Annotated in this window: 15 protein-coding genes; 5 read left to right on the top strand and 10 right to left on the bottom strand. The window is 60.2% G+C overall.

All coding sequences use genetic code 11. The features are described from left to right. Positions 1–107 precede the first annotated feature (107 nt). Complete coding sequence (locus DSM100238_RS01865; RefSeq protein ID WP_376831009.1) at positions 108–2,234, top strand: LTA synthase family protein; 2,127 nt, start codon at positions 108–110, stop codon at positions 2,232–2,234. 710 nt (positions 2,235–2,944) lie between these two features. Here the strand turns inward: DSM100238_RS01865 and purD are convergent. The 3 genes from purD to purF form a co-directional block, all read right to left on the bottom strand. After that, positions 2,945–4,219, bottom strand: a complete 1,275-nt coding sequence (purD, locus tag DSM100238_RS01860; protein ID WP_152355052.1) for a phosphoribosylamine--glycine ligase — start codon at positions 4,217–4,219, stop codon at positions 2,945–2,947. Between the two features lie 33 nt (positions 4,220–4,252). Further along, positions 4,253–5,287, bottom strand: a complete 1,035-nt coding sequence (gene purM / locus DSM100238_RS01855; protein WP_152355051.1) for a phosphoribosylformylglycinamidine cyclo-ligase — start codon at positions 5,285–5,287, stop codon at positions 4,253–4,255. Positions 5,288–5,432: 145 nt separating this feature from the next. Continuing rightward, positions 5,433–6,962 carry an amidophosphoribosyltransferase gene (gene purF, locus DSM100238_RS01850; protein WP_152355050.1) on the bottom strand — a complete coding sequence of 510 codons (1,530 nt, stop codon included), beginning with the start codon at positions 6,960–6,962 and terminating at the stop codon, positions 5,433–5,435. A gap of 608 nt (positions 6,963–7,570) precedes the next feature. Here purF and galE point away from each other — a divergent pair. Next, complete coding sequence (gene galE, locus DSM100238_RS01845; protein WP_152355049.1) at positions 7,571–8,572, top strand: UDP-glucose 4-epimerase GalE; 1,002 nt, start codon at positions 7,571–7,573, stop codon at positions 8,570–8,572. A gap of 173 nt (positions 8,573–8,745) precedes the next feature. Here galE and DSM100238_RS01840 read toward each other — a convergent pair whose 3' ends face one another. From DSM100238_RS01840 to DSM100238_RS01830, 3 genes are all read right to left on the bottom strand, one after another. Then, a complete protein-coding gene (locus DSM100238_RS01840; RefSeq protein WP_152355048.1) occupies positions 8,746–9,237 on the bottom strand; it encodes a hypothetical protein in 492 nt (163 codons plus the stop codon). A gap of 393 nt (positions 9,238–9,630) precedes the next feature. Next, positions 9,631–11,724 (bottom strand): cellulase family glycosylhydrolase, encoded by a 2,094-nt coding sequence (locus tag DSM100238_RS01835; protein ID WP_152355047.1) that lies wholly within the window; start codon positions 11,722–11,724, stop codon positions 9,631–9,633. 228 nt (positions 11,725–11,952) lie between these two features. Continuing rightward, positions 11,953–12,795, bottom strand: a complete 843-nt coding sequence (locus DSM100238_RS01830) for a hypothetical protein (protein WP_152355046.1) — start codon at positions 12,793–12,795, stop codon at positions 11,953–11,955. A gap of 393 nt (positions 12,796–13,188) precedes the next feature. On the opposite strand from DSM100238_RS01830, the gene DSM100238_RS01825 reads away from it, so the two are divergent. Continuing rightward, positions 13,189–13,722 carry a hypothetical protein gene (locus DSM100238_RS01825; protein ID WP_167510981.1) on the top strand — a complete coding sequence of 178 codons (534 nt, stop codon included), beginning with the start codon at positions 13,189–13,191 and terminating at the stop codon, positions 13,720–13,722. A gap of 69 nt (positions 13,723–13,791) precedes the next feature. On the opposite strand, the gene DSM100238_RS01820 is transcribed toward DSM100238_RS01825, so the two are convergent. The 4 genes from DSM100238_RS01820 to purC form a co-directional block, all read right to left on the bottom strand. Then, a complete protein-coding gene (locus DSM100238_RS01820; protein WP_152355044.1) occupies positions 13,792–14,340 on the bottom strand; it encodes a hypothetical protein in 549 nt (182 codons plus the stop codon). A 356-nt stretch (positions 14,341–14,696) separates the two neighbouring features. Further along, positions 14,697–15,317, bottom strand: coding sequence for a hypothetical protein (locus tag DSM100238_RS01815; RefSeq protein ID WP_152355043.1), 621 nt, complete (start codon positions 15,315–15,317; stop codon positions 14,697–14,699). 565 nt (positions 15,318–15,882) lie between these two features. Beyond that, positions 15,883–19,617: a phosphoribosylformylglycinamidine synthase gene (locus DSM100238_RS01810; RefSeq protein WP_152355042.1), complete on the bottom strand. Its 3,735-nt coding sequence runs from the start codon at positions 19,615–19,617 to the stop codon at positions 15,883–15,885. A gap of 125 nt (positions 19,618–19,742) precedes the next feature. Beyond that, on the bottom strand, positions 19,743–20,495 hold the full coding sequence (purC, locus tag DSM100238_RS01805) for a phosphoribosylaminoimidazolesuccinocarboxamide synthase (protein ID WP_152355041.1): 753 nt from the start codon (positions 20,493–20,495) through the stop codon (positions 19,743–19,745). 195 nt (positions 20,496–20,690) lie between these two features. Between purC and purT the strand changes: the two genes are divergently transcribed. Continuing rightward, positions 20,691–22,022 carry a formate-dependent phosphoribosylglycinamide formyltransferase gene (gene purT / locus DSM100238_RS01800; protein ID WP_152355177.1) on the top strand — a complete coding sequence of 444 codons (1,332 nt, stop codon included), beginning with the start codon at positions 20,691–20,693 and terminating at the stop codon, positions 22,020–22,022. Positions 22,023–22,076: 54 nt separating this feature from the next. Further along, positions 22,077–23,279, top strand: coding sequence for a glycosyltransferase (locus tag DSM100238_RS01795; RefSeq protein WP_152355176.1), 1,203 nt, complete (start codon positions 22,077–22,079; stop codon positions 23,277–23,279). The last annotated feature ends 291 nt before the right edge of the window (positions 23,280–23,570 follow it).

The following is a 23,570-nucleotide window of genomic DNA, read 5'->3' as shown; positions in this document are numbered from 1 at the left end:
CCCGACGCGCACGACGCATCCGGGGCGAGATAAGGAAAGGCCACATGACTCGTACCAACGATGACCATGATTTCGCCACAAGCACAACACCACACGATACGACCGGCATGACGGGCGGTGACACGGACAACACCGCGGCGACACCGGATACGCCACCGATCGAAGAACTCAAGATCGAGACCACCAGCCACGACGACCTGCTCAACGGCGGCCCGCGCGACAAGAACGGCAAACCGCGCAAACCCTTCGCGAACTGGCTGTACGCCGTGGTGTTCATCGTGGTCGATATGGCCGCGGTGCTCATCATGCAGACGGGCGTCACGGAAAACAGCACGCGCGTAAAGCTCTCCAGCCCGCTCCTGGGTGCGTGGAGCATCGTCGGCAAGATGTTCACGAACCTGAACTTCGTCTTCGTGCTCAATCTCATCCTGGTCGGCCTGTTCTACCTCGCGCTGCTCATGCTCACCAACCGGATCTGGGTCGCGTCGCCGATTGTGCTCGCGCTCGCCTCGGTCATCGCCGTGGCGGACCATTTCAAGGTCGAATCACGGTATGAAGCGATTCTGCCGTCTGATATGAACTTCCTGCAGTCGAATACGGGCGATATCGTCAGCTTCATCCCCACCGGATCGACAGGACTGATCGCCGGTGTCGTCATCGGCATCGTCGTGTTCATCGCGCTGTTCGTGTTCCTCAGCCATATCGACGGGCGCCACGGCAGCATGATCCGGGGCGGCGGCTCGGCGCGTGAAGCGTCCCTCGGGGCGATTACGCGCATCCTGCTCATCGTGCTGCCGGTGATGTTCTTGGGGCTGTACACCGCCCAGGCAGGCACCGTGGGCTCGTGGGCGCGCAACTTCTCCTCATGGCTCGGCGACACCCCGTCCATGTGGGATTCGGTCTATGACGCGCAGCGCAATGGCGTCGTGACCTCGTTCCTGCGTCAGATGAACCCTGACGTCATGGAAGAGCCGAAGAACTACAGCGAAGCGACGATGAAGAAACTCGCGGCGAAATACGCTGCCGAGGCGAAAACCATCAACGCAAGCCGTTCCAACAATCTCACCGACAGCACAGTCGTGTACATCCTGTCGGAATCCTTCTCCGACCCTTCGCGTGTCCCGGGCATCAAACTCAACGAGGACACCATGCCGAACATCCGCTCAATCAAACAAGGCACCACCAGCGGACTGATGCTGTCCAGCGGCTATGGCGGCGGCACGGCGAACCTTGAATACATGGGGCTTACCGGTTTGAGCATGGCGAACTTCAGCTCCTCGCTGACCAGCCCGTACCAACAGCTGGTGCCCAGTGAATCGTGGACGCCGACCATCAACCAGTTGTGGGGGTCGTCGGCGAACTCCATCGCCTTCCACCCCTATGAGCCGTCCATGTATTCGCGTGCGACGAACTACAAGAAGTTCGGCTTCTCACATTTCTATGCGCTTGAAGGTTCCGACATCATCAAATACCAGAGCAAGATCGGCAAATCGCCGTATGTGAGCGACGAATCCACATACAAGAGCGCGTATGAGGCGATTTCCGCGACGGACAGCAACCAGTTCGTGCAGATCATCACCATGCAGAACCACATGCCGTACAAGAAATGGTATTCCAACAACCAGTACAAGGTGAAGTCGACTGATCCCGATAGCCGGCTTGGCAAGACGGAGACTGAATCCATCGAAACCTATGCCAAGGGCGTGAGCCTGACCGACAAAGCGACCAAGGAGTTCCTCGACAAGCTGGACAAGCTGGACAAGCCGGTCACCGTGGTCTTCTACGGTGATCATCTGCCCGGCATTTACAAAACCGCCAGCGAGGATACCGACAATTCGGTCGTCCTGCATGAGACCGATTACTTCATCTGGTCGAACAAGGCTTCCGGTACCCAAGGCACCAAGGTGAGCAACAGCGAGTATTCTTCGCCGAACTTCTTCATTGCGCAAACGGCGGAGCATATGAACGCGAAAGTGTCGCCGTATATCGCGTTCCTCACGCTCATGCATGAGAAGATCTCCGCGATGGAACCGCCGGTTGCCAATAAGATCCAAGGCTGGGACCGTATCCCTGAAGGCCAAGACATCTATCTGGATTCGAACGGCAACCCGATGGCTGAATCCGATTTCGACAGTGACACCAAGCAGTTGATGGAGGATTACAAGCTCATCCAGTACGACATCACGGCAGGCAAGGGGTATCTCAAGTCACTCGGCTTCATGACCCTCGGGTAGCGGGACAGTGCTTATGCGTACCAGTCTTGGCGTACGGGTTGTGTACCCATGACCCTCGGGTAGCGGGGCAGTGCAGCACTGATGTACTGATGTGCGCATGTAGTCCGCAGAGGTCTCTGGCGTCTGGTGTCTCTGGGGCTTCTGGCGTCTCCGGGGTCCCCGAGCCTCTTCTCACAAACTAGCTACGCTAAGCAGGCTGTTAGCGTAGCTAGTTTGTGTAGGTGGGTTGTGTAGGTGGGTTGTGTAGGTGGGTTGTGTAGGTGGGTTGTGTAGGTGGGCACTCCCGTCCTTCATCACAATCTGGTTACGCTGGGTGGGCTGTTAGCGTAGCTGGTTTGTGTAGCTGGTTTGTGTAGGTGGTTTGTGTAGGTGGGTGCTCTCGTCCTTCATCACAATCTGGTTACGCTGGGTGGACTGTTAGCGTAGCTAGTTTGTGATGAGGGCTGCGATATATCGCGCCGGGATTTCGCTCAGGCAACTGATGTCGATGGCAGTCGCCCGGAAATACGCGAGCAGATACACAAACTGGCTACGCTGAGCGGGTTGCTAGCGTAGCCAGTTTGTATAGAAGGCGAGAGCGGTCAGCCTAGGTCAGTCTAGGTGTTTGGGGTGTAGATTGGCCGCTCGTTTGTTCAGGAGCTGAGGCGTTTGTACAATCGCGCCCGCTCATGCAGGAGTCTGCGAAATCTTGCGCCCGCTCATTCAGCCGTTCACGCGTTCAGGGCCTTGGCTCCGATATCGTGACGGTAGAACATGCCGGTGGTGTCAAGCGTGTCGAGCACACCGTAGATCTTGTCCTGTGCGGCACGGATATCGTCTGCCGTGGTCTCCAGCAGCAGGACGCGCCCGGAATTGGCGACCAGCTTACCGTCGGCATCCGTGGTGACACCCGCGTAATACACGTGGCTGGATTCGTCGACCGGGATTTCGGGGATTGCTGCGCCCTTGATCACGTTGGTCGGGTAGCCGTTCGAGGCGAGCACCACACCGAGCGTCGTCTTGTTGTCATCCTCCCACGTGAAGGTCGGGGTTTCGTCGTTGAGGATTGCGTTGATTCCTGCGCCGAAATCGGAGGTCAGGCGGGGGAGCACCACTTCGGTTTCCGGGTCGCCGAATCGCGCGTTGAATTCGATGACTTTCGGACCGTCGGCGGTCGCGATCAGCCCGGCGTACAGAATACCGGTGAATGGCGTGCCCTCGTCGGCCATCGCTTGAACCGTCGGGCGGACAATCGTCTCGATCGCGGTGTCGACCACATCCTTGCTGATCTGAGGCACAGGGCTGTACGCGCCCATACCGCCTGTGTTCGGCCCCTTGTCGCCGTCGAAGGCGCGCTTGTGGTCCTGCGAAATCGGCATCGGCCAGAACTCGGTGCCATTCACGAAGCTCATCAGCGAGAATTCCTGGCCTTCGAGGTAATCCTCGATCACTACCTTCGCACCCGCGGCGCCGAAACGGTGATCCACGAAGATATCCTCCAGCGCTTTGAGGGCGGTGTCGAGATCCATGGCGACCGTCACGCCCTTGCCGGCGGCCAGACCGTCGGCCTTGACCACGATCGGGGCGCCATGGTCGCGCACGTACGCTTCGGCCGTGGCAAGCTCGTCGAAGGTGTGGTATTTCGCTGTCGGGATGCCGTGGCGTTCCATCAGCTGTTTGGCGAAATCCTTGGATCCCTCGATCTGTGCGGCTGCTTTGCTCGGGCCGAACGCTTTGATGCCGTTCGCTTCGAAATCATCGACGATGCCTTGGATCAGCGGCACTTCCGGACCGACGAACACCCAATCGACCTGGTTGTCTTTGACGAAGTCGATCAGGGCTGCGTGATTGGACGGGTCAAGCTGCGTGGTGTTGATGCCGTCGAGCCGCATCCCCGGATTGCCGGGGGCGACCGTCACTTCGCTCACGCTTGGACCGCTGAGCAGCGCATGCGCGATGGCGTGTTCGCGTGCACCTGAACCGATGACCAGAACCTTCATTCCCATGTTTGCGCGTTCCTTTCGTTCGGACGTTGATGTTCAGTGAAGTTCGACGTCGCTGTCGTTCTTGGCGACGATGGAGCCGATTTCATAGGCGGTCTCGCCGTTGGCCTTGAGCAGGTCGAGGGTGGCTTGAGCTTTGGAGGAGTCCACGGCGAGTACCATGCCGATACCCATGTTGAAGATGTTGAACATCTCCATATGATCCACCTCGCCCGCGCGTTCGATGACATCGAAAATCGGCGGGACGGGGAAGGCGTCCAGATTGATGCTCGCGGCCAGGCCGTCGGGGATCATGCGAGGGATGTTTTCGATGAATCCGCCGCCGGTGATGTGGGCGACGCCCTTGATGAGATGCTCCGCGAACAGCGGCTTGAGCGCCTTGACATAGATCTTGGTCGGGGTGAGCAGCACCTCGCCTACGGTTTTGCCGCCGAGCTCGTCGAGCGTGGTGTCCACCGTGTAACCGGCCTGTTCGAACAGTGCTTTGCGCACCAGCGAGAAGCCGTTGGAATGCACGCCGGTGGACGGCAGACCGATCAGCGTATCGCCTTCGGTGATCGTCGATCCGTCAACGATATCGGATTTCTCGGCGACACCGACGGCAAAACCGGCGAGATCGTACTCGTCCGGGTCATACATGCCTGGCATTTCCGCGGTTTCGCCGCCGATGAGCGCGCATTCGGATTGCACGCAGCCGTCAGCCACGCCGGAGACGACCTGTTCGAGCAGCGCCGGATCGTTCTTGCCGCACGCGATGTAATCGAGGAAGAACAGCGGCTCGGCGCCTTGGGCGGCGATGTCGTTGACGCACATGGCAACGCAGTCGATGCCGATTTTGTCGTGCTTGTTCGCCATCTTCGCGACCATAAGCTTGGTGCCGACGCCGTCGGTGCCGGAAATCAGCACCGGTTCGCGGTAGCCGAGGGAGGCCAGATCGAACAGGCCGCCGAAACCGCCGATGCCGCCGACCACGCCGGGGCGGTTCGTGCGCGCGACATGCGATTTGATGCGCTTGACCACCTCGTAGCCGGCTTCGACACTGACTCCTGCCTTCTCATACGCTTCTGGCATGACTTACCTTTCTTGGATGTTTCTTGGATACGTATCCGGGTTTGGGGTATTGGGGTTGACTGAGTTATGCACGGCACCGCGTACCGGCGATCGGTGCAGGCATGACGATGCCGCTGCATCCGCGAACGATTGCAGCGGCATCATGTCAGGCCTTCGCCAGTTGTGCTTGCAGCGTGGTGATGTCCGCGCTGAACTCGTTGCCTTGATAGTGGCTCTTATCATGCGCGAACTTGGCGATCCTCACGCGGTCCTCAGGGGTCAGGGACTTGAGGAACGACTCTTCGTAATCGTCGAGCGCGGTCGGGTAGTCGCCGTTGAAGTATGCGACGCACAACCCGCCGTACGGAGCGTCCGCGTGCAGACCGATGGCTTCGACCAGACCGTCCAATGACAGGAACGCCAGCGAATCGGCGCCGATATATTCACGGATTTCCTCGACTGACTTCTTCGCGGCGATCAGTTCTTTGGTCGTCTGGATGTCGATGCCGTAGAAGCAGGGGTATTTCAGCGGCGGTGAGGAGATGCGCATATGCACTTCGCGGGCGCCGGCTTCGCGCAGCAGTTGGACGATTCGTCGTGATGTGGTGCCACGGACGATGGAATCGTCGATTACCGCGACGCTTTTGCCTTTGACGACACCGCGCACGGCGGACAGTTTCATCCGGACGCCTTGTTCACGCAATTCCTGCGTCGGCTGGATGAAGGTTCGAGCCACGTACTGGTTTTTGATCAGGCCCATTTCGTTGGGCAGGCCGCTGGTTTCTGAGAAGCCGGATGCCGCGGACAGCGAGGAGTTCGGCACGGCGATGACCATGTCGGCGGGGGCAGGGGACTCTTTGGCGAGGATCGCGCCCATACGCTTACGGGCTGAATGCACGTTGACGCCGTAGATGTTGGAGTCCGGACGCGCGAAGTAAATGTACTCCATCGAGCAGATCGCCAGCTGGGTGTTGGTCGTGTAACGGTCCATATGGTAGCCTTCGTCATCCACGACGATGATTTCGCCCGGGCCGATATCGCGTACGAATTCGGCTCCGACGATGTCCAGCGCGCATGTTTCGGACGCCAGTACGTATGCACCGTTCTTCATGCGGCCCAACGACAGCGGACGGAAGCCGTTCGGGTCGAGTGCGCCGATCATCGCGTGCTCGGTCATGAGCAGATAGGCGAAACCGCCGTGAACCTTGTTGAGCGCTTCCTTGAGCTTGTCCATGAACGTGGGGGCGTTGGAACGGCGGATCAGGTGCATCAGCACTTCGGTGTCGGAATTGGAGTGGAAGATCGCGCCTTCGTCCTCCAATTTGCGGCGCAGGCTCACGCAGTTGGTGAGGTTGCCGTTGTGGCCGAGCGCGACGTCGCCGTCGTGGAAACGGAACAGGAACGGCTGGATGTTGTCCACCGATCCGGATCCGGAGGTCGCGTAACGGACGTGGCCGATGGCCTTGTCTCCTTTGAGCCGTTCGATTTCATGCTCGTCGGAGAATACCTGGGTGAGCAGGCCGAGCCCGCGATGTCCGATGAGATGGCCGTTGTCGTTGGAAACGATGCCGGCGCCCTCCTGGCCGCGGTGCTGCAATGCGTGCAGACCGAAATAGGTGAGACGGGCAGCATCCGGGTGTCCCCAGACGCCGAAAATACCGCACTCTTCGTGGATGTCTTCGAGTTCAGCTGACAAGCCAAAGCTCCTTCCAAAACCGTGGAAACGGGGGATTCGCTAGTAACCAACATATCAACCGCCGGCTACATCGCGGCGTCAGGGTCGTCGCGTATCCGGTGGCGGGGTTGGGCAGGTATCCGGTGGAGAGGCTGGGTGGGTATCCGGCCGGTTGGGGTGGTCGGGTGCGTGGCTGTCTGCGCAGCTCTCGCCCGTCTGGTTGTCGTCCTCCGCAAACTGTCTACGCTGGTGGTGGGTTTTGCGTAGATGGTTTGTGGGGAGGTGACGGATATTCGTCTGCGGTGTGATTGTCGGGTCGTATGGCGGTGTGGTTGTTTGTCTGGTTGTCATCCTCCACAAACTGTCTACGCTGGGGGTGGGTTTTGCGTAGACAGTTTGTGAGGGGTGGTGGTGGATTTTGCGTAGATGGTTTGTGGGGAGGTGGCGGATATCTGTCCGCTGTGCGACTGCGTGTCGCACAGCGCCGGGATGTTGACATCGTCCGTGTGCGATACCGCGGTGAAGGCAACATTCCCCGTGTGCGCCGTCTCGGAATAGGCCTTACGGCGTACACTGGTGGTTGGTTTCCCGCATATGCGGGTTGCGAACATGACGTACAAGGAGCAACTATGGCAGTATTGGTCCTCGGTGGAGCCGGCTACATCGGCTCGCATATGGTCGACCGTCTGGTCAACACCACGGATGAGAAGGTCGTGGTCGTTGACAGCCTGGTCACTGGTCATCGTGCCGCCGTCAATCCAGCGGCGAAGTTCTATCAGGGCGACATCGCCGATCAGGATTTCATGCGCACCGTGTTCAAGGAGAACCCGGATGTCGACGCGGTCATCCATTTTGCCGCATACTCGCTGGTGGCCGAATCGATGAAGAAGCCGCTCAAATATTTCGACAACAACACCGCAGGCATGATCAAGCTGCTTGAAGTCATGAATGAAGTGGGCGTGAAGAACATCGTCTTCTCCTCGACCGCCGCCACCTACGGCATCCCCGAGAAAATGCCGATCCGCGAGACTGACCCGCAAAAGCCGATCAACCCGTACGGCGAGAGCAAGCTCATGATGGAGAAGATCATGCACTGGTCCGACCTCGCCTACGGCATCAAGTTTGTCGCGCTGCGCTACTTCAATGTCGCCGGCGCCAAGCCTGACGGCTCGATCGGTGAGGATCACAATCCGGAGACGCATCTGCTGCCGATCGTGCTGCAGGTGGCGCAGGGCAAGCGCGATATGCTCAAGATTTTCGGCAATGATTACAACACGCCTGACGGCACCAATGTGCGCGACTACGTGCACCCGTATGACCTTGCGGACGCGCATATCCTGGCGGTCAAGTACCTGCGCGAGGGCAATGAGTCTTCGGCGTTCAACCTTGGCTCGTCCACCGGCTTCTCGAATCTGCAGATCCTCGAGGCCGCCCGTCGCGTGACCGGCAAGGAGATCCCCGCTGAAATGGCGCCGCGCCGCCCCGGCGACCCGGATACGTTGATCGCAGCCTCCGACAAGGCGCGTGAGGTGCTCGGCTGGAAGCCGCAGTTCGACAATATCGACAAGATCATTGCTTCCGCATGGGCTTGGCATTCGAGCCATCCGGAAGGCTATGGCGATCGCAAGTAACGCGTCGCCGTCGTACCGGTCGGCATACCGGCCAGGCTGCCATCGGTGAATCAGTCTGACCGGCATTAACGAGCCGACAGAGCTGATAGACAACATATGGAAGGGGCGCCACACTGGCTCGTGCGGCGCCCCTTCCATATGTTCATATATTGTCCGAATCGCGGGTTCGCGGATCAGTACTGATCAAACATCTGCGTGAGGGAGAAGCCTGTCGCCGCGGTGATGATGATGACGAGGAGGAACGCCACCACTCCGATGATGAGTTGCGCGAGCGCCCAGTTGCGGCGATCGCGATGCTCTTCACCACCCATGCCGGCTGCCCAGCAAATCAGCAGAATGAAACCGACCAGTGGGATGGCGGACAGGATGATCGTGCCGACCCATCCGCCGAGGCTGGTGACGCCGTATGGCTGGGCGGAGGCGGGCATGGGAGCTTGCGCCTGCGGGGCGTACTGTGGCGTCGGCGGGTACGGCGTTCCGGTGGGGTATTGCGGTGCGGCGTACTGCTGGTCGTATTGTGGGGCGTCCGGCTGCGCGGTGTATTGCGAGGCATACTGCGGGGCGTCCGTCTGCTGCTGGGCATTGGGGTATTGCGGTGTCTGAGGCTGCGTCGGCTGAGATTGTGGCGGCTGTGGCAGCGGCGGTTGTGATTGGTAGTCGGTCATGACATGCTCCTTGACTCGTCTGGCGGCCGTGGTCGGGACGCGGATGCGGCCACGCCCCGGCGCTTCGTCCCCGTGCTGAGCCGCGATCTATCCGTGATATATTCCACGGTTGTCATATCCATGGTATGACGAAGCCCTGTCGAGTGGGGCTTCTGATGCGGAATTTCAAGACAGATTCCAAAGGAAATCGTTGGACGTCGCTGGAAGTGCGTGGAAGTTGTTGAACCTGTGCACCTGTCGAATCCATTGAATCCATTGAATCCATTGAATCCGCTGACTCCGCTGACTCCGCATGAAAACCGCATGAAAGGCGGTATCACCGCGGCGCAATATGCAATAACCGCCCACGACATCGTACCCTGCGTCGCCGCGAAGAATCGCCCCCCGAGGCCGTCACTGCACGCTGAGATGTTGCGGTTGCGCGGCTTGTCCGGTGCTGGAAGCATTGAATCCGATCTCCGCGCTCGCACCCGCTTCGATCGCCGTATTCCAATCCATGGGCGCGACCACGTAGTGTGTGCCTTCATGGCTGACGATGCTGCCGCCCCAGATGTCGGCGATATCGGCATCGAGATCGAACGCGACCTGCCAGGCGCCTTCATGCTTGCTTCCGGACGTGTTGCTCACGGTGATTGCGTAGGTCGCTCCGGAATTCCATTGGTTGCGTATCGTTGCCGTCGCTTGTAATCCGGCGGATTCCGCTGCCGAAGATGATGCGGAGGCCGATGGCTTCTTGCTGTCTTTTTTCGCCGTGGCCGAGGAGGCGTTCGACCCGTTGGCGGTCGAATCGCCTGCGGCCGCCTTGCTGGTGGCATCCGCGAGCGTTCGGCTCGTGTTGATCAGCCAGATTGCGCTTGGCGTCAGATCATTGCCGGTCCATCGGGAAGTCGCGGTGACGGACGGCTTGAAGAAGGCGGCGGTTTCCGCCTTGTTGGAGAGCGCCCAAGCCGCGTAACTGATATTGTTGCGTGCAAGCAGCGTCATCCATGCGTTCGCGCTGGCTTGGTCGATTGCGCCGTTGCCTGACGCGTCGCACAGTCCGAATTCGCTGACGAACACCGGTGTGCCTGACTTCAGCGCAGTTTCGAGTTTGGCACGCAGATCGTCCTTGTGAGTGGCGGCGTAGAAATGCAGCACGTACATGATGTTGTCGAATCCATCCGCGGACAGCGGTTTGCTGGCGACCGCGTCAACTTCTTGCGACCAGGTGTTGGTTCCGCACAGGATGATCGCGTCGCTGCCGGCGTCTCGGATGGCTTTGGCCATGCGGCTGCAATAGCTGTAGATATCATTGCCTGAGCCGTCGTACCATGGGGTGCCGGTGGGCTCGTTGCATACTTCGAAGATCACGTTGCCGTAGGACTTGTATTTCTGGGCGTATGTCTTGAAGAATGATTCGGCTTGATCGGCGTCCCCGTTGGGATTGTAGTTGAGCACATGCCAATCGATGATGACATACATGCCCAGATCGGTCGCCGCCTGGATGCCTTGTTCGATGGTGCTATCCATCTGGGCTTGGGCGCCCTGCAGATACCCGTTTTCCCGTGGGTACGCAGCCAATCGCACCATATTGATGCCCCACTCGTCGCGCAACGACTGGAAAGCGTCCTTGTTGACGTATTGCGGGAACCATTGCAGGCCGTGGGTGCTTGCGCCGCGCAGCTGGAAGGGCATGCCGTGCGCGTCGAGTATTGTCGGTGCGGACAAGCCGTCCACCTTGCCTACGGACAGCTTGCCGTGTTTGCCGTATGGGGTGTCCTTGGCGGCGAGCGTGGTGGTTTTGCCTGTGACATCGTAGGCGAGTGTGCCGGCGTCGGCATTCGCGGTGAATGATTGCATCGCTTTGATGTAATCCGCCGGGGTCGCGGTGCCGGAGGAGCTTGCCCCCGAAGGTGTCGCTGTGCTCGTGCCACTTTCGGTGCCTGTTTGCCGCGCGCCCTCCTGGTGTTGCCGATATGTGGTGATGGCGATCGCCGTTCCCGCTCCTGCGAGGAAGATCACGATGGCGGCTAGGGCTGCGATGATGCGCCGGGCAGGTTTGCTCATGCCTGGCTTCCCGGATGCGCTGGTTTTCCCGGTTTTGTCGGTCTTCTTGGTCTTCCCGGTCTTCCCCCGATGTTTGGAACCGCGTTTTCCGTGTTGCACATCCGGTATGTTCTGCGCGTCCTGTGGTGTGTTCTGTTCCGCCGCAGCATCCGCCTGTTGGCGTTGGTCTGGATCCGCTGGATGCGCTCCGTTCACGTCCGCTTCGTCTGCGCCTGTTGACGCGTCGGAAGCGACGGCGTGTCCTGGCATTCCGCTGATCGGCTGGGCTGCATCGCCGGCTGGTGGAAATTGTCGCGTCTGACTGACGGTGAAATCGACGGTCGCCGCATCGTTATACATGCCGATTGCGCGTGGGGTGGGCGCGGCGCTGCGAGTTGCCTCGTCCGGATTTCCGGATTCACGCCGTTCGTCCGGCTGCTGCCCGATATCGTCAGTGTCCATGATGATTCCTTCGTCAGTGAGGGGATAAGGCTGATTCGAAGCGGTGAACCTGAAGGCTCAGCACGCGCGACGCTTGGACTGATGCTGCGCAAGCCGGTGTGGAATCCCACAGGTTGCTCGACCGTGTACCGAGCGGGTTGGCGACAATCCCGGCGGCCAGATTGTTCAGACGTTCAGACGGCACGAGGCAGGCCGGTCAGGCCGCCGGCATCGACAGCTCAGGATGTGTCAGGATGTGGCGTTGTGCACGCGCTCGCCAAATGGCGTAGGCGGTTGCTCGCCGCGTTTGAGCATATTGTTCACCCAGCGCTCGGAGGCATCGATGATGCCTTGCAGGGCTTGCAGGGGAGTCGAGGCGACCCAGCTCAGCCCCGGCAGCTCAAGCACGGTGCCGACGTAGGTGTGGTGTTCCGAGGACCATTGGATGCTGTAGATATACCGGTCGACCACGCCTCGGTTGACTGGGGCGGCGTCGAGTTCGGTTTTCAGGAAGGACCCGGTAAGCTGTCCTGGCGCGTCCACGGCTGTTGTCGTTGATGCGGCGTGTGCCGCTGGCGTGCGAGCGTCGCTTTGCGCGATACGGGTGGGTGATGATGACGGCGTGGATGATGTTGCCCGGTGCCGTGCCCGGCTTGGCTGCAGTGATGTCATCTCTGGTGTGCTCTCGTTTGCGATGGATGGGAATGTCATGGCAGGCGTCTCAGTGGTGCCTGGCTCGTCTGCCTGCGCGATGGCGGTGCCCTGCGTGCTGGCAGGCTGCCGACTGGGAATCGGCGTGTCAACCGGTGTATGGGGCGAATCGCCTTCGTCGTCATGGACAACCGGATGGGCGTACTGTCGCAAAATGCTTACGAACTCATCGTCCTTCATCTCTCCGAAGCTGCGATAATGCTTGTCGAGCGCAAGATTGACCATCGCCCGCGATGCGCTGTTCAAATTGCTTTGCAGCGATTCCTCGTCATCCCCGTTGAACTGCCAGTCATTGGCTGCGATATAGTCCTTGATGCAATTGCGGGCGGCCATGCCGTTAATGCGAGCTATGTCGAAGTCGATGACGATATCGTCGGCCATGCCGCGTCCTTCCTCCTATGACCTTGCTTCGATGCCATCGGTGGCAATCGAAGCGTCTCTTTTTCGTATCATACCGCACTCAAATGCTTGACATGCACGCGATGATAACGTTATCAATATTGTTCGTCCGGCGGTGCAGGTTCCTGCGCGTGACGCGCTAGCATAGGGGAAGGCACAGCAACGATATGCAGGCCGGTGTTCGTAAGTCTGCGGACATACCGCACACCGGACGACGGAGCGGTCGTTGCGATTGCCCGGATGCACGCCAGTAGGGCGATGTGACGACGATGGTATTCGGCCGGATCACCATGGAGGCGACAGATGGACCAATGGAGGCAAGGGGCATCTCCCTATACCGGCGATAGTGGGCGTGGGACACAGACAACCACCAGTATGACCGCTGTTCAGGCGTCTCCAGGCGGTCCGAATCCGCCGGGTGGCACTGTGGTCGCCGCAGGAGCGCCTGATGATCCCGATCACAATCCGGGATTGCGCAACAAGTTGCGGCGCGATCGCCGTGCCGCCAATCACAGGAAAATCCAGCGGGTGTGTCTGGCGATTCTGTATTCGCTGGATATCGTGATGGTGGTTGCATACACGATTGCGTATATTGACGGCCAATGCTCGCAGGACGCATTGCTCAAAACCATCAGCGGTGCCATCAGTTTCGCGATTCTTGTGGATTGGGCGGCGATGCATGACGAAAAGCGCGCTCAGAAGGGGCGCAATGCGCTGCGGTATCCGGTCGCGGCGCCGCGTGAGCATTATGTGACCGGCGCTGTGGAGTGGCAGTGCCCGTTGTGCCAGACCTTCAATGATGTCCCGCCGTTGGCGCGGGATGTGCATTGGCCGTTGATGCAACAGTGTGTCGCGTGCCATGAGACGGTTGTCGTCCCGGATGTGCGGCACCATGAACGCACCGCATGACGGCTGTCAGGAATGCCATGCGATATTCGTGGCGTTGGAGGGCGAGGCGCCGCGATTGCGTGAGGTTTGTTACTGTTCCAGGGAACAGCTCGTTTCGTGGCTGCGTGAGGAGTAGATGCACGAGCCGCGGAAATGGATGTTTTCGCCGATGACGACGTAGTCGTTGGCGACATGCCCATCGCCGGTGACGTGCCTGATGGTGATGGAATTGCCGGCGTGCAGCGGAATCTTCTGGCCGAAATCAAGCGGATCGGTGGTCACGACGTCGGTGTCCGCATTCAGGTAGCAGGCGCGGGTGTCGGTGCAGGAAATATCTCCGTCCTTGAATCCGATATTGCCGTGGTGTTGCAGGTCAATCGTGTCTATGGCATCGACGGTCGTCGCCATATCGGTTGTGATATCCGCCTTCCACTGGCGTTCCTGCATGTACTCGTCGATGTGGGTGGCGGCGAAAGCTCCTACGGCGACGATGGCGATGGCAGCGACGGTGCTCAAGATGAAGCGCCGAACGGTTGCCGTCGTCTTCGATGGTGAAGTGCCGGGGACGGCTGAATCGGTTCCGTTGTCGACGATGGTATATCCGATGGATGGGATTTCGAACGTGGTTGGTTGATGCACGATGCTTCTCTCTTTCAAGTCCTTCAAGCGTGATGTCTGTTGTGGTGTTTCATGCTGGCTGTGGACGGTTGTTGTATGCGGTTTCAATGCGAACCGCGGTCAGGGAATGATGCATTGATGGAATCGCGTCGGGCCCCGGTTCCCGCTCGGGGTGACGCAGAAGCGGCCGTCCCCGTTCAACCTGACGACACGCCTGTGTCTGTTCGGTTCCTAGGTTATGCGCCGCTGGCGGTCAAGTCCAGAATGTGGCAATCATCATTGCCGAAACGATTGAAATGAAGCGGTGTGTCGGGCGTGTCGAACCGGTTCGACACGGATGTTGGCAACGCATGAACCATCACAGGTATGGGGGACGATCATCGCCAATCGCATGTCATCTCATCTGACGAGGAATAGTACGTGCATGAACCGGGTAAGTGGACGCTCTCACCGATCACAATATATGCATCGGCAGCTGCGCCGCTTCGGCTGTTGTGCCGGATGGTGATGGCATCACCTTTATGCATCGGGATTCGCGTTCCGGCGTTGAGCGGGTCTTTGGCGATGATGTCGCTGTCCACCGTCAGGTAACAGGCGGCAGGATTTGGACAGGAGATATCGCCGTTGATGAACCTGGCGGATCCATGGTGTTGCAACAACATGTCATCGATGACGTCCGCGGAGGAGACGACATCATCGGCGACGGCGTTCTCCCATCGATTGCGTTGCACTGTGCGATAGACGGGTATGCCGATGGCCAAGGACAGTATTATCGCTGTGAGGGCGGCGAGTGTGCGGATGCTGATGCGGTACCGCGCCTGTGTGCGTTCGTCAGGTTCCTTTTCGATGCGTTCGACGACACGGGCGCTGACTGGTCCTATCGGATGCAGCGGAGTGGTTTGCTCAATCGGATCGTATGGCGGAATCATGACGATATTGTCGATGGAAGAGCCGTTGATAAGAGATCCGTTGATGGATGATCCGTCTGTGTCGATCATATCCGCTCCTTTCACGGAACTCGCTTCACGCTGTCGCGATGCCCTCGCCGGTGGGGACGACGCGTCATGCGGTGACGAGGCTCTGCCGGTCTGCGTCGATGCGTTTGCCTGACGTCTTCGCAGGTGCATGGCCGTCGCCTGACGAACCGCCGTTGGTTCGCATTGCTTCCATTATAGTTGCCCACGCTGTGCTGCAACAGCGCTACGCAACAGACGCTTCTGCCGACGCTGCGGAGGTGGAGGGTCAAGGTTCTGTTTCTGCCGACGTTGAGTGTGCGGTGGGTGTCGGTGGATACTTCTGCCGACGCTGCGGCGGGTGTGAGTGTCGGCAGAAGGCTGTGGTTCTGTCTCTGTCGACGTTGAGTGTGCCGTGAATGTCGGCAGACGCTTCTGCCGACGCTGAGATGGATGGCGGCGGAAGAATGATTATTGCGCAACATGCCAGATACGCAGAAGACCGGCCGCCTCCCCCAGGGGGAAACGACCGGTCTTATGACTCACACTCGCCACGATGATCGCCGTGGTAGATGATCCTGAACGATCCTCGTGGCGAATCCGGGCGATGTCAGGCGGTGAAGTACCTCACGCCGCTGGTGAACAACGGCTGCAGCTTGTCGCCGGGCACATTGACGAAGGTGCCGTCCGTGTACCGCTCGGAATGACCCATTTTGCCGAATACGCGGCCGTCCGGGCTGGTGATGCCTTCGATGGCGAGCATCGAACCATTCGGATTGACATCCAGATCCATGCCGGGCACGCCTTCGGCATCCACATACTGCGTTGCGATTTGGCCATTGGCCTTGAGCTTGGCGAGCACGTCGTCGGATGCCACGAATCGTCCTTCACCATGCGAAATCGCAATCGTATGCACGTCGCCGACCGAGCTTTCCGCCAGCCACGGGGACAGGTTGGACGCCACGCGGGTGCGCACCAGACGGCTTTGGTGACGGCCGATCGTGTTGAAAGTCAACGTCGGGCAGGCCTCAGTCATCGGCACAATATCGCCGAACGGCACCAAGCCGAGTTTGATGAGCGCCTGGAAGCCGTTGCAAATGCCGAGCATCAACCCGTCGCGGTTCTTCAACAAGTCGCGCACAGCGTCGCGCACAGCTGGAGCACGGAAGAACGCGGTGATGAACTTCGCGGAACCGTCGGGTTCGTCGCCGCCTGAGAAGCCACCCGGGATCATGATGATCTGGCTGCGGTGAATCTCATCAACCAGCGCCTGTGTGGATTCGGCGACGGCCTGCGGGGTGAGGTTGTTCACGATGAGCGTGCTCACGTCTGCTCCGGCACGTTCGAACGCGGCGGCGGAATCATACTCGCAGTTGTTGCCCGGGAACACGGGGATCACCACGTGCGGCTTGGCGACCGGAGCGCCGGTGTACACGGTCTTCTTCGGTGCGTGGAATTCCTCGGTTTCGGTGACGCTGCCGCGTTCCGCTCCCTTGGAACGATACGGGAAGACGCCTTCCATCGCGCCTTCCCAGTCCTCCTGCACGTGGTCGAGATCGAGGCGCTCGCCGCCGGCGACGAAGGCGTAGTCGTCGGTCGTCTCGCCGATCACACCGATTTCGACGCGGTTGGAAACCGCGGGGAGTTTCGCATTGTCGTCAAGTTCGACGAGGAATGAGCCATACGCTGGAGTGAACAGGTCATCCACGGCGATGCTGTCGGCGAGTTTCACGCCGATACGATTGCCGAGCGTCATCTTGAACAGGGATTCGGCGCTTGCGCCGTAGCCTGGGGTGGACACGGCGAGCGCGTCATGGAATTCGGTGAGCGACTCGACCACGTCCATCGTCTCGAGCAGCCCATCCTTATCGGGGGTGAGCCCATCGGCCGCATACCGCGGGGCGATGCGTGCGATCCGATGACCGGCCTTCTTGAACTCGGGAGAGGTGGCACGATGCATATTGCCGACCGCCACAGCGAAGGAGATAAGTGTCGGCGGTACGTCGAGATCCTCGAAACTGCCGCTCATCGAATCCTTGCCGCCGATTGCGCCGACGCCAAGATCGACCTGCGCCATCAACGCGCCCAACACCGCGGCAGCCGGCTTGCCCCAGCGTTCAGGCACATCACGCAGTTTGCCGAAATACTCCTGGAAGCTCAGATACGCGTCCTCGCGGCGGAAGCCTGCGGACACGAGCTTGGCGAGTGATTCGACCACCGACAGATAGGCTCCGGTGAACTGGTTCTTCTCCATGATGTACGGGTTGAAGCCCCATGCCATCGCGGATGCGGTGGTGGTCTTGCCGAACACCGGGAGCTTGGCGACCATCGCCATGGCGGGGGTCAGCTGACGCTTGCCGCCGAAGGGCATGAGTACAGTGGCGGCGCCGATCGTGGAGTCGAATCGTTCGGACAGACCTTTGTTGGACGCCACGTTGATATCGGTGACGAGCGCATGCATCCGGTCCTTGAACGAGCCGTCACGCCACGGGGTAGTGTACGAGCCGCCTTGTTCGACATGGACGGTCTGATGCTTGGGCGCACCATTGGAAGCGAGGAAGGCACGGCTCAGATTCACGATCGTGTCGCCCTGCCAGGTCATGCGCATGACCTTCTCCTCGGTGACCGTCGCGATGACGGTGGCTTCGAGGTTCTCCTCGCGCGCGTAGCCAAGGAACTCGTCCACGTCATCGGCTGCCACATCGACAGCCATACGTTCCTGGGATTCGGAAATCGCCAGTTCGGTGCCGTCCAGGCCTTCGTACTTCTTGGGTACCAGGTCGAGGTTGATGGTCAGGCCGTCGGCAATCTCGCCGGTCGCCACAGACACGCCGCCTGCGCCGAAATCGTTGCACCGCTTGATCAGACGGCAGGCGTCCTTACGGCGGAACAGACGCTGGAGCTTGCGCTCGACCGGAGCGTTGCCCTTCTGGACTTCGGCGCCGTCCTTTTCGAGGCTTTCCTCATCATGCGCCTTTGAAGCGCCGGTTGCGCCGCCGATGCCGTCACGGCCGGTACGTCCGCCCAGCAGGATGATTTTGTCGCCGGGGGTCGGGGTTTCGCGGCGCACATGGTCGGCAGGGGTCGCGCCCACAACAGCGCCGACTTCCATGCGCTTGGCCACATAACCCGGATGGTAGATCTCATCGACTTGACCGGTCGCCAGACCGATCTGGTTGCCATATGAGGAGTATCCGGCTGCTGCGGTGGTGACGATCTTGCGCTGGGGGAGCTTGCCCTTGAGCGTTTCGGACACGGGGACGCGCGGATCGCCTGCGCCGGTCACGCGCATCGCCTGATACACGTAGGAACGCCCCGACAGCGGGTCGCGGATGCATCCGCCGATGCAGGTCGCCGCGCCACCGAAGGGCTCGATTTCGGTTGGATGGTTGTGGGTTTCGTTCTTGAACAGGAACAGCCAATCCTGGTCTTCGCCGTCCACATCGACCTTCACTTTGACGGTGCAGGCGTTGATTTCCTCGGATTCGTCAAGGTTCTTCAGGATGCCGTTCTTCTTGAGCCATTTGGCGCCGATGGTCCCCATGTCCATCAGGCATACCGGCTTGTTGTCGCGCCCGAGCTCGTGACGCATGGCCAGATACTTGTCAAATGCGGCTTTGACGACGCTGTCGTCGATATCCACCTCGTCGAGCTGCGTGCCGAAGGTGGTGTGACGGCAGTGGTCGGACCAGTAGGTGTCGATCACCTTGATTTCGGTGATGGTCGGTTCGCGGTGCTCGCCGTGGAAATACTCCTGGCACACCTTCGCATCCGCCAGATCCATCGCCAGCCCACGCTCGTCGATGAACCGCTGCAGGCCTTCGTCGTCCAGCTCGTCGAATCCGGCGATCACCTCGACTTTGGCGGGTTTGGCGACCTGCACGTTGAGCGTGCTCTTCGGCTCGAGGGAGGCTTCGCGGGCTTCGACCGGGTTGATCACGTACTGTTTGATCTGATCTACTGCCTGTTCGCCCAGATCGCCTTCCAGCGCGTAGACTTTGGCGCTGCGCACGGTCGGGCGTTCACCCTGGCTGATCAACTGGATGCATTCGCTGGCGGAATCGGCACGCTGATCGAACTGCCCCGGCAGGAATTCGACGGCGAACACCGCGCTGTCGCCGAAATCAGGCATATCCTCGCTGGCGTTGTCCACCTGCGGCTCACTGAACACGGTTGTGGTCGCCTGTTCGAACAGCTCACGGCTGATGCCTTCGACGTCGTAACGGTTGACGATACGCAGGCCGGTCAGCCCTTTGATCCCGAGAATCGTCTTCAGCTCGTTCTCCAGTTGCCTGGCCTCGACGTCAAAGCCCGGCTTCTTCTCGACATAAACGCGAAAAACCACGGTATTCCTTCTGTTGTTGGTATGGCGGTTGTCTGGGTGATGCAGGTGGTCGCGTGGGTTCGTTCGCCAACCGCGGCGCATCCAAAAAATGTGGCCCGCATCGGAAAACCGGTGCGGGCCCGGGGTCACTCGGCGTCCTTGACGCCCTCGGAATCGGCGAGCTGCTTGAGACGGCTGTAGATCTCCTCATATGCGGGGATGATGTTGCCCAGATCGCGGCGGAACAGGTCCTTGTCAAGATGCTCGATCTTGCCGCTGTGATCCTTCAGGTCCCACAGACGGCAGGTGTCGGGCGTGATCTCGTCGGCGAGCAGAATCGTGCCGTCGGAGGTCTTGCCTTCCTCGATCTTGAAATCGACAAGCTGCACGTCGATCTTGGAGAAGATGTCCTTGAGCGCTTCGTTGACTGCGCGCGCCTGACGGGAGATCTCCGCGAGCTCGTCCTCAGAAGCGAGCCCAAGGGCGACGATGCCGTCATCGTTGATGAACGGATCGCCCAGATCGTCGGACTTCAAGCAGAATTCGAGGATCGGCTTCTTCAGCGGCGTGCCTTCCTTGACGCCATACCGCTTGGCGAACGAACCGGCTGCGGTGTTACGCATGATGATTTCCAACGGGTACATGGTCATCTTGCGCACCAGCTGCTCGGTGTCGGACAGGCGCTTGATGAAATGGCTGTCGATGCCGCGAGCCTTGAGCAGTTCGAAAATCACGGAGGTGATGTGGTTGTTCAGGTTGCCCTTACCGGCGATCTGCGCCTTCTTCGCGCCGTTACCGGCCGTCGCCTGATTCATGTATTCGACCCACAGAACGTCGGGATCGTCGGTCGCATACATTTTTTTGGCCTTGCCCTCATAGAGCTTTTCCAGTTTCTGCATGACTCGCCTTCCTCGTAAGCACGAGATGGATTGGGGGTGTATACGGTGGAAAGGATACCAAGCGCCGGCTACATCGGGCGGCACGGCGTGGGGTCGGGATGAGTCGGCTATGACATGACGGAGAGCGGCTTCGGTCAGGGGCCTGGCAACACCATCGTCACCGCTTCTGACAACCCCCGATGGCAAGATGACGGTATGAGTGTTAACGCCGAAGCCACAGTCCACGCAAGCCAGTCCAATACATCATCATCCACATCCGCCGCTGCGCCGGCCAATCCGCGGCTCGGCACCCCGCTCGACCCATCCGTCGACGCCGAGCGCACCAAGGTCCTGTTGCTCGGCTCCGGCGAGCTTGGCCGCGAGATCGCCATCGAACTCATGCGCCTCGGTGCCTGGGTGTGCGCGGCAGACAGCTACGAGGGCGCCCCGGCCCAGCAGGTCGCACACGAGTACCGCGTCCTCGATATGGCCAATCCTGAACAGTTGGACGCGCTGTTCGCTGAGGTCAAGCCGGATATCGTCATCCCCGAAGTCGAAGCGATTGCCACGTCGGAGCTCGACGCCGTCGCAGCGCTTGGTGTGCAAGTCGTGCCCAGCGCCGGCATTGCCGCTATCTGCATGGATCGTGAGCGTTTGCGTGTTCTCGCCCATGAGAAGCTCGGCTTGCCGACCACGCCCTACCGGTTCGCCGGTTCGCTCGAGGAACTGCGTGCCGGCGCTGAAACGGTCGGTTACCCGTGCGTTGTCAAGCCGATCATGAGCTCTTCCGGCCACGGTCAGTCCATCGTGCGCACGCCGGATGCCATCGACGCTGCGTGGCATGAAGCGCAGGTCGGCCGTCGTGCGGCGGGCGAAGGCGGTATCTCCCGTGTCATTGTCGAAGCGCTTGCACCGCTTGATTATGAGTTGACTGTGTTGACCGTCAGCTCGTCCGCAGGTGTGGTCACGTGCACGCCGATCGGGCAGCGTCAGGAAAGCGGTGATTATCGTGAGTCCTGGCAGCCGGCGGCGGTCGATCCGGATACGTTGCGCACCGCGAAGGATCTCGCTCGTCGTTGCGTCGAAGGGCTGGTCGCTGATGCCCATGCACACGGTGAGCGCGGCTGGGGCGTGTTCGGTGTCGAATTATTCGTGCTTACCGACGGCTCGGTTCTGTTCAACGAGGTTTCCCCGCGTCCGCACGACACCGGCATGGTGACCATGATTTCCCAGCGGTTGAGCGAATTCGCGCTGCACGCACGGGCGGTTCTCGGCATCCCGGTCAGCGAAGGGCACGTCGATCTGGCGCTCGGCGACGGGCAGGTCGGTGCAAGTCACGCCATCGTCGTCGAAGGCGACGGACGCGCGGTCTTTTCGCATGTACCGCAGGCGCTTGCCGAACCGGACACCAACCTGCGTATCTTCAACAAGCCGGAAGTCCACGGGCATCGCCGCATGGCGGTGGCGCTCGCCATCGGGAACAGCGCTGATGACGCTCGTGCCAAGGCCGGTCGCGTCGCCGACGCGCTGGCTGTCACGGTGCGGTAATCGGCGCGGCATCCGGAATTCGTGGGGCTTCGGGCTTACGATACCGGTATGGGCATGAAGAATCAGGGATCGAATCAGGGGTCTGTGGCGGCCGGCAACATTGCTGATGCCGGTCGCCCGCTGGTCATCGCGCTGGTGGTCGACACCGCGGGCAATGAGGGCAACGGCACGTCGAATTCGGCGCTGCAGTATGCGAAGGAGCTGCGCCGGCAAGGGCATACGGTCCGTTTGGTCGGTATCGGTTCGCCTGAGTATCCGATTCGCGTGCATCATGTCCCGCTGGTCTCCTGGATCGCCGCGAAGCAGCAGATGCAGTTCGCGCAGCCGGATCGGTCGATGTTCCGCAAGGCGTTTGCGGGTGCTGATGTGGTCCACGTGTATTTGCCGTTCAAATACGGCCGCGTGGCGGTGCGTACTGCGCATGAGATGGGCATCCCCGCCACGGCCGGATTCCACCTGCAGCCGGAGAACGTCCTGTATTCGGCGGGGCCGTTGCGGTATATTCCCGGTGCCTCGGCGTTCATCTACTGGCTGTTCGACCGCATGTTGTACCGGCATATCCGGCATATCCACACACCCTCGCATATGATTGCCGCGCAGTTGCGTGCGCACGGCTACCGCCAGCGGTTGCATGTGATCTCCAACGGCTATGCGCCGCGGTTCACCGCCAAACGGCAACGTGAACCCGGCTCACCTGTTCCCAGGCCGTTCCGGATCGTCGCTTCGGGGCGCTTGGCGAGTGAGAAGGACCACGTGACGCTGATCCGGGCGGTTGCGTTGAGCCGGCATGCCGAGGATATCGAGTTGGTGATCTGCGGTACCGGGCCGTTGCAGCATGAGTTGCGGCGGATGGCAGGGAAGTTGCTGCCGGGCCGTTGGTCGATTGGCTTCCATGACAACGCGCAGATGCCTCAGCTGCTGCGTTCATGCGATCTGCTGGTCCACCCCTCTATCGTGGATATTGAATCGTTGAGCGTGCTTGAGGGTATGGCGTCCGGCTTGGTTCCGGTGATTGCGAGGTCCGCGCAGAGCGCCGCCGGACAGTTCGCGCTCAATGACCATTCGCTGTTCGAGGCCCAAGACCCGGCCATGCTCGCCCAGCGTATCGATTGGTGGATTGACCATCCGGACGAGTTGAGCCGTTGGGGAGCCATATATGCTGAGCACACGCGTGAGGAGTATTCGATTGCATCATGCGTGCGAAAGTTCGTCGCCATGGAGCGCGAAGCGATCGCTGATTTCGACGGCAGGTTGTGAACGATGAATCCGCCGTAATCGGCGCATTGCCGGTTCGAGCGGTTTCATGCGGTCGGGCGTGGGAGCGTTGCGCCCGCCACACCTTGACCGTTTCTGCCAGACGCGCTTCGGGAGCGCGGGTATGACATCATGCTCGGAATCGTGTCATTCAGCCCGCTGATTTGCATTTCGCAATGTCGCGGTAACGCCGATGATACGAAAAGCGCATACCATGCCGCCAAACGCGAAGAAAAACGCATCCCAAAGGCGCCCGTGCAACGAAAAACGCATGGGATTGCCTGTCGGGGTGCG

It is taken from the genome of Bifidobacterium apri, from assembly GCF_009299485.1.
Taxonomy (GTDB): domain Bacteria; phylum Actinomycetota; class Actinomycetes; order Actinomycetales; family Bifidobacteriaceae; genus Bifidobacterium; species Bifidobacterium apri.
Note: the sequence above shows the minus strand (reverse complement) of the source record. Positions and strands in the feature narration are given on the sequence as shown.